The organism is Fictibacillus sp. 7GRE50, from assembly GCF_015903875.1.
Classification (GTDB): domain Bacteria; phylum Bacillota; class Bacilli; order Bacillales; family Fictibacillaceae; genus Fictibacillus; species Fictibacillus phosphorivorans.
On record NZ_JACZDW010000008.1, the window covers coordinates 13,020 to 26,052 of the forward strand.

Genomic DNA, 13,033 nt, shown 5'->3' on the forward strand with positions numbered 1-13,033 from the left:
AAGGAAGATCATGTTATGATCGACCTTGGCCAGCTTTTCTTTTTGAAATAGGTTATGTTTTAGTAAATCTTATTAAGCGCGGCTACGCATACTGCGCATGATGAAGCTTACGATAAGTACTACTACAACTGCACCGATAATAGCTGGAACGATTGCGAATCCTGCTACCATTGGCCCCCAATCACCTAATAATAATCCACCTAACCATGCACCAACAAAACCTGCGATGATGTTACCGATGATTCCGCCTGGTACGTCACGCCCTGTTAAAAGACCTGCTAACCAACCGATGATTCCTCCAATTATAAGTGCCCATAATAAACTCATGTAAAATTCCTCCTTTTTTTTTGTAGGTTGTAATATGGAATTATTCTTAAGTTACCCATTATAAAAAATTATAAACTTATCCTGAAAAAAGTTTTTATCACCCTAAGTAAGGGGAAAGATAAAGGGAAATGTATAAAAATAAGTAAGGGGTGAGAGGAACTTTGACGTTATGGCATATACTCAAACATATGAAAGCCAAAGCATTTGGAATTGAATTCATGCATGGTTTTCAAAGAGGAGATGTTACAGGACTTGCAGCACAGCTTGCTTATTATTTTCTGCTTTCCCTGTTCCCTTTTCTTATCTTCTTATTAACGCTCGGTGCCTTTTTTATAGAACCGAAAGAAGCGCTCGATCTGTTAGAGCATTTTGTACCAACAGAGGCGATGGATTCTGTTCGGGAGAATTTACTTGCTGTATTAGAAGGCAGAAGCGGTGGTCTCTTATCTATTGGAATTCTAGCTACGATATGGTCAGCTTCTAATGCGATAAATGCAGTAATTAAGACGTTAAATGAAGCATACGGAGTTAAAGAATGCCGTAGTTTCATTAAAACAAGGTTGTTGGCTATTTTCTTAACGTTTGGTGTTATTTTTGCTTTTGTAGTTGCACTTGTTTTTCCTGTATTCGGAAAGATGCTTGGGAACGCAGCGTTTTCTTATTTAGGGTTGAGTGATGAGTTCCTGCAAATCTGGGGAGTGTTACGGTGGTTGATTAGTTTTCTTATCATCTCGACAGTTGTATCTGTTCTTTATTATTTAGCTCCATGCAAAAAACTAAAATATAGTGAGATCTGGTACGGTTCACTTGTTGCTACATTCTTTTGGCAGATCGTTTCGTTCGGTTTCGCATTTTATGTGGATCATTTTGGAAATTATACAGCTACCTATGGAAGTATTGGAGCGATTATTGTTCTTATGCTTTGGTTTTATCTTACAGGCATCGTACTTTTATCAGGTGGAGTCCTTAATGCCACATTCCATAAGTTTAAGATTGATTTTGCCAAGAAAAGGGGCTTGTTAAAGGCTGAATCCTAGGGGAAACTATACATACCTTGTCGTTAAGGAGGTATTATTGATATGGGAAAAAGCAATAAACAGACCCACAACAATAAGAACAACAAAAATGATAGTCAGCACAAGACGAGTAAGTCTTCTAACAAAAAGAATGACTTTCATTAATCGAACACGAACAAGTATAAAGCTGTCCTCTTAGCAGGGCGGCTTTTTTATTTGTTTAGAAACGGCAGTGAAAAAGTGCATAAGAAGTACATGTTTTGATTGAACTATGCGAAATGTGTATAGGTAATGGGAGAAAGTTTGTGTCTTTTACCTGTATCTCCTTAAGAGCTTTGCGTGTTACACTAAAAAGGAACTTATGGGAATTTCTTTAAAAAAGGCAGGAGAAAAGGCAGTATGAAAAAAGTAAGATTCATCTTTAGCATTTTAGGTACACTTCTTTTTATCGTGTACATGGCAGTTTTGATTAAAGCCACTCTTTTCTCATTTAATGAGTACGTTTATGGAAGATCAGCTAATCTCGTTTTGTTTGACAGTATAAGGCTGATGTGGAGAAGCGATGATGATTGGCTCATTCTGAAGAACATAATAGGAAATGTTATTTTGTTTGTACCATTTGGTTTGTTGCTGCCTTTAATTTACCGAGTGTTTAACTCATGGCGTTTTATTTTCATTTTTGGTTTTGGTACAAGTTTTATTATAGAAGTTCTACAATATGAGTATTTTAAACGAATCTTTGATATTGATGATATATTTCTTAACGGTATCGGTGCTATGCTAGGACTGTTTTTATATAAGTTCTTAGCGGTGCTCTTTCGTTGGATTGAACGATTGCTAAAATAAAGCGTCTCTAAAGCAAGAATTTTATAAGATAAAAGAAACCGGACAGCGAATATAGCTGTCCGGTTTTTGTATACTTACTTTGTTTCTTTACCTAGTACACGGTTAACACGCTTTGTCAGCATCTTCATACCGTCCCCACCAGCTTGGTAATGACGAAGCTTTCCTTCTGCATCAAAAACATAATAAGCAGGTACGTATTCATTTTCAAACGCGTCTGTTAGAGCGTGGTCGTTATCAACGAAGATGGGCTGTGTAATATCGTGTTCTGCTGCTACTTCTTTAATTTGATCGATATCCAAATCTTTTTCTGAACGAGGCATATGAACCGCTATAACGTTCAGTTCGTCTTTATAGTCATCGCGGAATTGATTAATGTTAGGCATTGCATCCTTACATAATCCGCAGCTTACAGACCAAAAATGAATAAGTGTTGGTTTATTTCCAATCAAGTCACTTTTAGAAACTTCTCCATTAATCCATTGTGTAGCACCAGTAAGTTCTGGCATATCCGAACGTAATCTCATCATAAAAAATCTACTCCTTGTTTTGAAGATGGTTAAGTTATCTAATTTCTAGTTTAAAGATTGAAAAACTAAAGTCAAAATTCCTGCTTTACTAATATGGTGTAAAAAGAAAAATATTATTTCTAAGCTGTTTTAGACTTAAGCGCGATCTCATGTTTATTTTTAATAAAAAGAATCGGTAAGCAGAGTACAAATAACATACCGCAGATGGCAAATACAAAAGCACCGCCATCGAACCAGCTTATGAAGCTTCCGCCGATCATAGGACCAGACATGCTGCCTATGCTAAAGCTGATGCCTGCTAAGATATTACCTGCTGGTAGGTGATATTTAGGAAGTAGATCACTCATATACGCGATCCCTAGAGAGAACATCGATCCGACAAACATTCCAGATAAAAAGAACAAACTGATAAGAAGCCAAAAGTTATTCATGCTCCAATATGTTGCCAAAAACGAGAAGAAGCCGGAAACGAAAGAAAAGATGAGAATTGGTTTTCGCCCCAATTTATCACTAAGAATTCCAAGTGGCAGCTGGAAAACAAGGCTGCCTAACACGAAGGCTGGAAGCAGAACTGCTACCCAATCTAAGCTTATCCCGTTACGAAGTGCAAAAACAGGAAAAGAGCCATGGAGAGTTGCTTCTAAAAAGCCGTAACCAAAAGGCGGCAACAAAGATACCCATGCTAATTTCAGTACATCTTTATAGCGATCGATGGCAGTAATGCCAGAAGTACGAGCAGATTCTGTTTCAGGTCTTTCGTTGCGTATCGATGTCATTAGAAGAAAAGAAAGAAAACAAAGACCTGCAGCAAGCCAAAAAGGAAGGTTTTCGTTCACTTCTAACATCTTCGTCATAAGAGGTCCGATTCCAAATCCTGCTCCGAACGCGATCCCATATATAGAGATATTTCTGCCTCTCTTTTTTTCAGGGCTACTTGTCGTGATCCAAGTTTGCGTAGAGAAATGCAGCATATGATCTCCAATACCGATCAACAGTCTTAATACAAACCAAAACCAAAATACTTTCCAGACGGGAAACATTGCAAAACAGAGTACGACAGCTAACAGACCAGCTAATATGAGTGGTTTATACCCAAACCTTCTAAGAGGCTTCTCAATAAATGGAGAAGCGATCAAGATCCCTATATAAAGAGCTGTTGCATGAAAACCGTTTAAGGAAGCGGATGTACCGTCCTGTTCAAAAATGACTGCAATTAAAGGAAGCAGCATGCCTTGTGCGAAACCTGAAATAAAAACAATGCTGACTAAAACTGAGAATTTATACGTAGAAAGCTGCATGAGCATCTCCTTTTCAAAACAAACTAAAACCATTGTACAATGGAAATCATAAAAAGTTGAGTGTAAAGTTCAAGATTAGAGGTGTGTAAATTTGGAATTTAAAATGACTGAAAATGGATTTGAAACGGATGTTGAATATGGAACACTCGAAATAAGCGGGAACGCGGAGTATGGTTATCGGCCGTTTCAACTGCTCGTTTCATCTATCGCCGTATGCAGTGGTGGAGTTCTACGTAAAGTATTAGAGCGGATGAGAATGCCTTATGAAGATATTACTGTTCAAGCTAAAGAGACTAGAGTGGAAAAAGAGGCTAACAGAGTATCTGAAATTCATCTTCACTTTATAATAAAAGGTAAGAATTTGTCTGAGGAAAAGGTTGAAAAAGCATTACATGTAACTCGAAAAAATTGCTCCATGGTCCAGTCCGTTAAAGATAGTATAAAAATCACCGAAAGTTTCACCATTCAAGCTTGAATAATACCCTGGTTCTTTAGTGAATCAGGTTTTTTTATTTTCCAACAATACCCGTACGAAACAAAGTAAGGAACGTGGATAAATTTTGTGGGTTAGAAAAAAATAGGGGAAAGGAGGATGTTATGAAAAAGAGAATTTTTATTATGTTATTTGTCATGCTTTTTGTGTTATCCAATACAGCGCTAGCAGCTGAAAAAACAAAACAACAGCCAGAACAAAAACAAAAACAAGCAGAAAAAATAGAAAAGACTGCTCCAAAGGCAGATATAAAAGTACCGAGTTCTGTTCTTAGCATATCAAAAGAGAACACGTATCCTAACTCTGCACAAGATCTTCCGTACTTAGAACCGAGCAAGCTCGCAAAAGCAATGCTTAAAACGTCTGATGTTCCAATCACAAATCCGGATCTCATTCGATTATTGAATGAGTCGACAATCAATGGATCAAAAGTAGCTTTTTGGTACCGTGCAAAAATTTACTTAGGTCAATGGCCGCTGTCTTATCAATCAACAGAGACGACCGTGAACTGGGAACATCAACAGATTAACACGAACCGTTTAGACAATAGGGGTGCAAAAGCCGTTGCGAAATTGTCTTATAATCAAACAGCTCATAAAAAAGTGAGTGGTGGCCTGACAGCTTCTATTCCTAATAGTGAAGCCGTTCAAAAGATGATGCTCATCACAGCAGCAGAAAAATCGAAGCTGCCGTTATCGTTCCAAACTGCTGTTGGTGCGGGTACAAAGAAATCAAACGTATACCATGTGTCACCGAAACAGGTAGGATATTTAAATAGTTATGTCCCAGCCGTAAATGAAAGAGGAAGAGTAACTTACGGAGAAGTGTATATCGTTCTAAAAGGCGGTAAGAGAGAGATCGTCATTCAAAACGTTACACAGCAAGGAATTGGTGCTTGGATTCCGGTTCAAGACCACGTATCATTCAGTTTTCATACAAGCAATATGTAAAAAAGGACAGCTCCTTAATCAGCTGTCCTTTCTTTTTGCTTCACCTTTGTTGTACTTTGAAAGTAGTTGATTTCCGCTACAGGTGCTCGCTTTCCACGGGGCGAACGGTGAGCCTCCTGCCGCTTTGCGCCATTAGGAGTCTCCACCTGACCGCTCGTCCCGTAGGAGTCTCGCACCTTTCACTTCAATCAACTGTCAATGAAGAGGACGGTTTAAAAGTACCATCTCTCAGCATTTAAAAAATTAACAATGGTCCACCCATTGTTCGCTCCAGTCTTGAATGGCATTGATGATTGTTTTTAAAGAATTACCTTTATCCGTCAGTGAATACTCAATTCGCACAGGCGTCTCTGGGTAAACGTTACGTTTCACAATTCCCACAGACTCTAATTCCTTCATCCGTTCTGTAAGCATACGATCGCTCATTTCGGGAATCTGGGACTTGATGTCTTTAAACCGTTTAGGGCCATCCATCAAAACGCGAATGATGAGTCCTGTCCATTTTTTGCCGATAATATCCATGGCTACTTCGTACTTCGGACACATCGTGCTATAATCCATTATCATTCACCTCAATCTATATGAAAAAACGATGCTTTTTCTACAGTCTATATTTGCCTCCTATTATACGGTTTAAACTTACTTTTGTAAAGTTTATAACTTTTTAACGCTTTAAAGCTTTGAGGTATTATTTTTAAAATCAACTTCTTGATAGTAAGAATGCTTTACAAGCACGTTCGGTCCTAAACATTGCACAGCTGGGCAATGACAGCTTAGTTCTTTAGCAAGTTCTGATTGGTTCCATGCTTCATAAGCATCAAGCAAGCTCGTGTCTTTAATGTTCCCGAGAGCAGGAGCATCCCCAAAGTCTGTAACAATAATATTGCCATCAAACAGGTTGATGTTTAACCTCGATCTTCCATCAGGGTCATTACGCACTGTAACATTTTCTTCTGTTTGAAGTCTTCTGATCAATCTCAGATCCTCTTCGTTTTCAGAGCAAGCATAAAAGGGTAGGGTCCCAAATAGCATCCAAGTATTCTTATCACGAATATCAAGTAGATGATGAATACTTTCACGCATTTCTTCTAAAGAGATGGTTTCCAATGTGCTAGCAAAGTCACTTGGGTACATAGGGTGAATCTCGTGGCGCTGACAGCCCATCTCAAGAACGTGTTTATGTATCTCTTCTAAGTAGGGCAACGTCTTCTTATTTAACATCGTTTCAGCAGATACCATCACACCGGCTTTTGTTAAAGCTTGTGCGTTTTCAACTAAGCGGGTGAAATACGCTTGGCGTTGTTCAACAGAAGGCTTCTTTTCCATCATCGCAAAACCAGTATCAGAAAATTCCTCCACCGTTCCCCAGTTATGGGAAATGTGAAGCACATCCAAATACGGAATAATTTTTTCGTAGCGTGCTAAATCTAAAGTTAAATTTGAGTTGATCTGAGTGCGTGCACCACGTTCTCTTGCGTATTTTAAAAGTGGCACAACGTAATTATTTACTGATTTTAAGGAAAGCATCGGCTCACCGCCAGTAATACTGAATGCTCTTAATTGAGGTATCTCATCGAGTCTTTTGATGACAAGGTCAAGTGGAAGAGGCTCAGGGTCTTTTGTTTGCAGCGTGTATCCGACAGCGCAGTGTGCACAACGCATGTTGCACAATGTGGTTGTCGTTATTTCTATATTGGATAGCTGAAGTTTATTATGTTCACTCATATCTAAATAAGCTTCCCACGGATCGTTCTTTGGGGTAATCGCTTTTAATTCGGTTTTTAACACCATCATACATCTCCTTTGCGACCATAAATGGACAGTATCTATCTTAACCGAAGCCTCATTAAAGAAAAAGGATAATATTCTGTTGGCAAAATCCCGTGACCTTGTTAAAGTAGAAGGGATGGAAAGGAGAGATCAACATGGGTAACTCTATTCAGGATAAATCCTCTCAAAAAGAATATATTAAAAATCGTATTGACTTATTAGTTGATGTTTTAGATTCTATAGATGCTGAAACAGCAGGAATTGAAGAGATCGACCGAATCATCGGAATGCTGGACGACTTAGAAGAAAAGTGCAAACAGTTCCGTCACGATTGGGAAGAAAAATAAGCCCGAAAACCGTTTCTTTATTAAAGAGACGGTTTTTTTTGTTATAATGAACTCATTAATAATTTGATTACGCTTACAATAGCAAGTCACAAAGGGGTAGTGAAGAGATGGAGAAATTTCAAGAAAGCATGTACAAGCTGATTGTTGAAACATCAACGAAATTGCCAAAAGACGTTCGCCGTGCCATTCTTGCAGCTAAGCTAAAAGAAAATGCCGGAACACGTGCTGCGATGTCTTTAGATACGATTACAGATAATATCTTAAAAGCAGATGAAAATGTCTCGCCGATCTGTCAGGATACGGGACTTCCTACTTTTAAAATTAAAGTTCCTGTAGGAGCGAACCAGATTAAGATGAAAAAAGCCATCCGTCAAGCGATCGCGGATGCAACAAAAGACACGAAACTTCGTCCGAATTCAGTTGATTCGATCACTGGAGACAACAGTGGAGACAACTTAGGAGACGGGACGCCTGTTATTAAATTTGAGCAGTGGGAAGAAGATTACATCGATGCTCGTCTGATCTTAAAAGGCGGCGGTTGTGAGAACAAAAACATTCAATATAGCCTTCCTGCTGAATTAGAAGGCTTAGGACGAGCGGGACGTGATCTAGACGGTATTCGTAAATGTATCATGCACTCCGTTTACCAAGCTCAAGGCCAAGGCTGTAGTGCCGGCTTTATCGGTGTTGGTATCGGTGGCGACCGTACATCAGGTTATGAGCTTGCTAAAGAGATGCTATTCCGTTCGGTAGATGACGTTAATCCGAACGAAAATCTTCGTAAACTTGAAGAGTATGTGATGGAGAACGCGAATAAGCTTGGTATCGGTACGATGGGCTTTGGCGGTGAAACGACATTACTTGGCTGTAAAGTTGGTGTGATCAATCGTATTCCAGCGAGTTTCTTTGTGTCTGTGGCTTATAACTGTTGGGCATACCGTCGTTTAGGGGTAAAACTTAACGCTGAAACGGGAGAAATTCAAGATTGGTTGTATACAGAAGGTGAAGAAGTGGATTTCACTAAAGCTGAAGAGGAAGCAGCTGCGGCTGTTGAACAGCAGGAAGAAAAGACGAGAAGCGTCACGCTTGAAGCTCCTATTACCGAAGAGCAAATCCGTGAGCTAAAAGTCGGAGATGTTGTGACGATCAACGGAATGATGCACACGGGTCGAGATGCTATTCATAAACACTTAATGGATAATCCTGCTCCAATCGATCTAAACGGTCAAATCATCTACCACTGCGGGCCAGTAATGGCAAAAGACGCTGAAGGAAACTGGGTTGTAAAAGCGGCAGGACCGACTACAAGTATTCGTGAGGAACCTTACCAAGGCGACATTATGAAAAAGTTCGGAATCCGCGCAGTTATTGGTAAAGGTGGAATGGGTCCAAAAACATTAGCAGCTCTTAAAGAACATGGTGGTGTTTATTTGAACGCTATCGGCGGTGCTGCACAATATTACGCAGAGTGCATGGAGAAAGTAGAAGGTGTTGACCTGATGGAATTCGGTGTTCCAGAAGCGATGTGGCACATTCGCGTTAATGGATTTACAGCAGTTGTTACGATGGATTCACACGGAAACAGTCTTCATGAGCATGTGGAGAAATCGTCCTTACAGAAGTTAGAACAGTTTAAAGATCCCGTATTTAAATAAAATGAATGTGTGAGCCACAGTTCTGATATGGAACTGTGGTTTTTTATTTTTACCGCGTGATATGAATAGGGAGTGTCGAAAAATGTCTATATTTGTAGACTTGTGGATAAATCACAAAAACTTTAGGATTGAGCATTAAAACTTGTGGATTGAAGCACAAAACTTTAGGATTAGGCATCAAAATTTGTGGATTGAAGCAGAAAAATTTAAGATTCACCATATAAACTATCGGATACAAAGCGCCAAGATATTTGGTTTCAACAAATTACACTCGTTTCCTTTATATCCCTAGCATGGTTTTCTACAATTACACCAAAATAAAGGTATAGGTTGTCGCTTGAAGGAGGAAGTTTAATGAAAATCAATCGGCTCCTGTGCCTAATATTGGTTTCAATCATATTTTTTACACAAACGCATGTTATTTATGCTCAAAGAGGCGTATCCAATCAAAGACTGGAATGGTACTTTGAGAAAAAAGGGGAAGAGAAGCCTCCGATTACAGATGCAAGATACATGGAGCTCGTCCATAAATACGATAGCCTTTTTATTGGGGACCCGACCAAAAAAGATATCTATTTAACCTTTGATAACGGATACGAAAACGGTTATACCGATAACGTTTTGGATGTTTTGAAGAGAAAGAAAGTACCTGCAGCCTTTTTTGTAACCGGACAATTTATGAAGACTCACCCTCACCTTATTAAGCGAATGGCTGAAGAAGGGCATATTGTTGGGAATCACTCTTATTACCATCCAGATCTTACCCAAGTGTCTGATGCACGTTTGAAGAACGAGCTTGAAAAAGTAAAGCACAGATACACGGAGATAACAGGTAAAACTGATATGAATTATGTTCGACCTCCAAGAGGAGTGTTTAGCGAAAGAACGATTATGCTTGCTAAACAAGAAGGCTATACACATGTGTTCTGGTCACTTGCCTTTTTAGATTGGGAAACCAATAAACAGCGTGGTTGGCAATATTCATACAATCAGATCATGAAGCAGATTCATCCAGGTAGCATCATGCTTCTGCATACGGTTTCTAAAGACAATGCAGATGCACTCGAACGCACGATTGAAGCCCTTCAAAAAAGAGGCTACACATTCAAAAGCTTAGACGACTTACAGCTTAAGAAATCTGTGCCAACACCATTATTGTTTAAGTCTTAAAAACACTTTTGCATACTTTGCGAAGGTGTTTCTTTTTGTACTAAAAGGATACAAAAAACGCTTAAACCTTTGCTTTTGAGAAAACAGTGGTTTAAGCGTTCAAGGATTATTTTAAAACAGATAGCTGCACGTCATCGAGATAGATCTCATGTTCGCCTAGTGGTGATCCTAGACTTTTTCCAAAAAGGAACTTTAAAGACAACGTATCTGTATCAGTAGGGGTTATTTTGTACGTATAGGTGGTTTTTTCAGTTCCGATTTCAATGCTCTCAGCAAAATAACGCTTGTACTGTGCGTTCTCTAACGTTACCTCTATGTTGCGAGCGATCTGTGAGGAAACCGAAAAACGTAGTTCGTAATTCAATCCCTTAACTAATTTTAAATTGCCTTGTTCTAAAAGAACGCTCCATGGCTCATTTCCTTCAGAATTGATGTTAATCATGGCTTTGCCTTCCTCACTCATAATTTCAGCGTTAGCATCGTAATGAATGTAGGGGCTCCAAAATGAAAGGCCGGAAAGAAAATCTCCATTTTTTAATGGTTTCATGTCCACATCGTTGTAATCAGGAATGTTGGTTAATTTTTTCAAAACAATATCATCTAAGTAAACATCAGCAGGATTGCCGCCTAAGTAAAAGATTAACTGGCTATTATAATCTGACGTTTCTCCTTCATACGTAAACCTTACCTCGTGCGTATCACTCTTTTTGTTCAGAGTTACTTTAGCTGGTGTTACATAGTACTGTTTGCCGCTTTCATCTAACACACCAATTGCAATGGATCGAGCTCTATCGGCTTTTCCTTTAAAAGTTAAAAGGTATTCATTTCCTTTGATCAATTGGATTCCTTTTTGAACAAGGTATCTATCTGTTTTGTTAGTAGAGTGTCCCTTTAAATCAGCATGAAATTCACGAGATTTCTCGCTAACAACAGCTCTATCTTTTTTGTGTTTGGAAACAAAGTTCCAGTACGTTAATCGATCCATCGCGCCTTGATCGAATGTTCCGTTATAAATGTGGTTACCATCGCGAAGTGGTGGCTTAGAGGCGGACTCATCAATGGGCTCATTTGTAACTTCTTCTACACGCACGTTACCGATCCAAACAGGAACGCTTCCGTTGTTTCCTAGATTGAATTCTAATCGAGCAGCAAGGTCTGTATCGGCAAGCATATCAAAAGTAAAGGAATAACTTGAAAGTGCAGTGCCTAATTTGATATTTTCTTCATTGGAGTATTTACCCCAACCTCGCTCTGCGCCACCGCCAACTTTAACAGTCATTTGTCGATCAGATGCTGCTTTTGCATCAAAGCTAACTTTGTAACGTCCGCTTTTACCGAGTGAAAGAAGTTGGATCGCTTGAACAGAATGTGAAAATGCTCCAGGAACTTGTGGAGTGATCACTGCAAAATTCGTATTATCGATCATTTCTTTATCAGCTGAAGCTTCACCACCAAAGTCGGGAAGGGTAACAAGATTCCAGTAGGATGGATCGAAAGGCTGTTCATTTTGATTGATAAGTGTAAAAGGTCTTTCAAAGTTTCCGTCATAAATCAGGTTTCCATCTTCAAGAGGTTGTTTAGCATCTTCAGGCAGTTCAACAGGTTTTGGAGTAGGTTCCACTGGATCTCGGTAATCGCGGTTTTTCATCTCATATACACGAACATAATCAATCTCCATCTGTTGAGGGAACGTAGTCGTTTCATCAGGATCTCCATCAAACCATCCGCCAACAGCTAGGTTCATGATTAAATAAAAGTTTTGATCAAATGGCGCTGGATACGAGTACTTGATCGGATTATTTTGTCCTTTTGCATACCACTCATTTTGCGTTTGGTACAGTTCACCATCTACATACCATCTGATCTCACCAGGTTCCCATTCGATGGCATATGTGTGCCAAGTATTGATTCCCTCGTTAAAAGGGAATTCAAACTCTTTTCCTGTATACCGATTGTTTGGCCAAGTCTCCCCATAATGGAGCGTGCCAGCTACTTTATTAGGTTTACTTCCCCAAGCTTCCATGATGTCTATTTCCCCTGATGCAGCCCATCCGCCATATCGGTCCTTTTCAGGCAACATCCAAACCGCCGGCCACAATCCTTTACCAGTAGGAGATTTAGCGCGAACCTCATACCGGCCATACGTTTGACTGAATAATCCCTTTGTTTTTAATTTGGCAGACGTATAATCATAAGTACCTGAGTCATCAGTCGTACTTTCTTTTTTAGCACGGATAATCAATTTACCGTCTTTGATAAATGAGTTCTCATCTGAGTTCGTATAATACTGTTTTTCATTGTTTCCCCAGCCTGGTGTAATGAGATTCCCATCTTCATCTTTTATCCAGTTACCGATATCATACGTCCACTTTTTTGGGTCAATTTGAGGTTTGTTAAATTCATCTGACCAAGTAAGAGACCATTTCGCTTTCCCTTTCTTTTTTTGTACTTCTTTATCCACATCGTCATCTGCAGAGGCAGTCCCCCCGCTAGGCATTATTAATAAAGCAGAGAGAGCAAAGGCATAGATTTTTTTCACTGAGCAATATCCTCCTTTATTATAAATACTGAAACGAAAGCGGTTTCGAAAATACAAAAAATGATAAGCGCTATTTACGAAAGCGCTTTCGTTAA

At 39.2% G+C, this 13,033-nt stretch carries 14 protein-coding genes; 7 read left to right on the top strand and 7 right to left on the bottom strand.

Annotation, left to right across the window (positions count from 1 at the left end; translation table 11 throughout):
* Positions 1 to 72: 72 nt before the first annotated feature.
* Positions 73 to 327 carry a GlsB/YeaQ/YmgE family stress response membrane protein gene (locus IHV12_RS20390; protein ID WP_137791560.1) on the bottom strand — a complete coding sequence of 85 codons (255 nt, stop codon included), beginning with the start codon at positions 325 to 327 and terminating at the stop codon, positions 73 to 75.
* Positions 328 to 515: 188 nt separating this feature from the next.
* Here IHV12_RS20390 and IHV12_RS20395 point away from each other — a divergent pair, with 188 nt between their 5' ends.
* Together IHV12_RS20395 and IHV12_RS20400 are read left to right on the top strand one after the other, a co-directional pair.
* Positions 516 to 1,364 (top strand): YihY/virulence factor BrkB family protein, encoded by an 849-nt coding sequence (locus IHV12_RS20395; RefSeq protein WP_197134135.1) that lies wholly within the window; start codon positions 516 to 518, stop codon positions 1,362 to 1,364.
* Positions 1,365 to 1,742: 378 nt separating this feature from the next.
* Positions 1,743 to 2,189 (top strand): VanZ family protein, encoded by a 447-nt coding sequence (locus IHV12_RS20400; protein WP_197192108.1) that lies wholly within the window; start codon positions 1,743 to 1,745, stop codon positions 2,187 to 2,189.
* 74 nt (positions 2,190 to 2,263) lie between these two features.
* Here IHV12_RS20400 and IHV12_RS20405 read toward each other — a convergent pair whose 3' ends face one another.
* Both IHV12_RS20405 and IHV12_RS20410 read right to left on the bottom strand, forming a co-directional pair.
* On the bottom strand, positions 2,264 to 2,713 hold the full coding sequence (locus tag IHV12_RS20405) for a redoxin domain-containing protein (RefSeq protein ID WP_197134137.1): 450 nt from the start codon (positions 2,711 to 2,713) through the stop codon (positions 2,264 to 2,266).
* Positions 2,714 to 2,835: 122 nt separating this feature from the next.
* The gene (locus IHV12_RS20410; protein WP_231620824.1) at positions 2,836 to 4,014 is read right to left on the bottom strand and encodes an MFS transporter; all 1,179 of its coding nucleotides are present in this window, start codon (positions 4,012 to 4,014) and stop codon (positions 2,836 to 2,838) included.
* 91 nt (positions 4,015 to 4,105) lie between these two features.
* Between IHV12_RS20410 and IHV12_RS20415 the strand changes: the two genes are divergently transcribed.
* Positions 4,106 to 4,489 (top strand): OsmC family protein, encoded by a 384-nt coding sequence (locus IHV12_RS20415; RefSeq protein WP_197192110.1) that lies wholly within the window; start codon positions 4,106 to 4,108, stop codon positions 4,487 to 4,489.
* Positions 4,490 to 4,611: 122 nt separating this feature from the next.
* A complete protein-coding gene (locus IHV12_RS20420; RefSeq protein WP_197134002.1) occupies positions 4,612 to 5,457 on the top strand; it encodes a YfkD famly protein in 846 nt (281 codons plus the stop codon).
* Between the two features lie 14 nt (positions 5,458 to 5,471).
* On the opposite strand, the gene IHV12_RS22965 is transcribed toward IHV12_RS20420, so the two are convergent.
* The 3 genes from IHV12_RS22965 to yfkAB form a co-directional block, all read right to left on the bottom strand.
* A complete protein-coding gene (locus IHV12_RS22965; RefSeq protein ID WP_255552662.1) occupies positions 5,472 to 5,603 on the bottom strand; it encodes a hypothetical protein in 132 nt (43 codons plus the stop codon).
* A gap of 97 nt (positions 5,604 to 5,700) precedes the next feature.
* Positions 5,701 to 6,018 carry a winged helix-turn-helix transcriptional regulator gene (locus IHV12_RS20425; RefSeq protein ID WP_066243338.1) on the bottom strand — a complete coding sequence of 106 codons (318 nt, stop codon included), beginning with the start codon at positions 6,016 to 6,018 and terminating at the stop codon, positions 5,701 to 5,703.
* A 111-nt stretch (positions 6,019 to 6,129) separates the two neighbouring features.
* Positions 6,130 to 7,248 carry a radical SAM/CxCxxxxC motif protein YfkAB gene (yfkAB, locus tag IHV12_RS20430; RefSeq protein ID WP_197192132.1) on the bottom strand — a complete coding sequence of 373 codons (1,119 nt, stop codon included), beginning with the start codon at positions 7,246 to 7,248 and terminating at the stop codon, positions 6,130 to 6,132.
* Positions 7,249 to 7,382: 134 nt separating this feature from the next.
* On the opposite strand from yfkAB, the gene IHV12_RS20435 reads away from it, so the two are divergent.
* From IHV12_RS20435 to pdaA, 3 genes are all read left to right on the top strand, one after another.
* Positions 7,383 to 7,574 (top strand): SE1561 family protein, encoded by a 192-nt coding sequence (locus IHV12_RS20435; protein ID WP_066243343.1) that lies wholly within the window; start codon positions 7,383 to 7,385, stop codon positions 7,572 to 7,574.
* Between the two features lie 107 nt (positions 7,575 to 7,681).
* Entirely contained in the window at positions 7,682 to 9,229 is a 1,548-nt protein-coding gene (locus tag IHV12_RS20440; protein WP_144703919.1) for a fumarate hydratase, read from the top strand.
* A 360-nt stretch (positions 9,230 to 9,589) separates the two neighbouring features.
* Positions 9,590 to 10,399 carry a delta-lactam-biosynthetic de-N-acetylase gene (gene pdaA / locus IHV12_RS20445; RefSeq protein WP_370568860.1) on the top strand — a complete coding sequence of 270 codons (810 nt, stop codon included), beginning with the start codon at positions 9,590 to 9,592 and terminating at the stop codon, positions 10,397 to 10,399.
* Positions 10,400 to 10,505: 106 nt separating this feature from the next.
* On the opposite strand, the gene IHV12_RS20450 is transcribed toward pdaA, so the two are convergent.
* Entirely contained in the window at positions 10,506 to 12,938 is a 2,433-nt protein-coding gene (locus tag IHV12_RS20450) for a carbohydrate binding domain-containing protein (RefSeq protein ID WP_370568856.1), read from the bottom strand.
* Between the last annotated feature and the right edge of the window lie 95 nt (positions 12,939 to 13,033).

Bases quoted from the DNA above. Each gene is read 5' to 3' on its own strand.
- IHV12_RS20390 (WP_137791560.1), bottom strand. From the start codon at position 327: ATGAGTTTATTATGGGCACTTATAATTGGAGGAATCATCGGTTGGTTA.
- IHV12_RS20395 (WP_197134135.1), top strand. From the start codon at position 516: ATGAAAGCCAAAGCATTTGGAATTGAATTCATGCATGGTTTTCAAAGA.
- IHV12_RS20400 (WP_197192108.1), top strand. From the start codon at position 1,743: ATGAAAAAAGTAAGATTCATCTTTAGCATTTTAGGTACACTTCTTTTT.
- IHV12_RS20405 (WP_197134137.1), bottom strand. From the start codon at position 2,713: ATGAGATTACGTTCGGATATGCCAGAACTTACTGGTGCTACACAATGG.
- IHV12_RS20410 (WP_231620824.1), bottom strand. From the start codon at position 4,014: ATGCAGCTTTCTACGTATAAATTCTCAGTTTTAGTCAGCATTGTTTTT.
- IHV12_RS20420 (WP_197134002.1), top strand. From the start codon at position 4,612: ATGAAAAAGAGAATTTTTATTATGTTATTTGTCATGCTTTTTGTGTTA.
- IHV12_RS20425 (WP_066243338.1), bottom strand. From the start codon at position 6,018: ATGGATTATAGCACGATGTGTCCGAAGTACGAAGTAGCCATGGATATT.
- yfkAB (WP_197192132.1), bottom strand. From the start codon at position 7,248: ATGGTGTTAAAAACCGAATTAAAAGCGATTACCCCAAAGAACGATCCG.
- IHV12_RS20435 (WP_066243343.1), top strand. From the start codon at position 7,383: ATGGGTAACTCTATTCAGGATAAATCCTCTCAAAAAGAATATATTAAA.
- IHV12_RS20440 (WP_144703919.1), top strand. From the start codon at position 7,682: ATGGAGAAATTTCAAGAAAGCATGTACAAGCTGATTGTTGAAACATCA.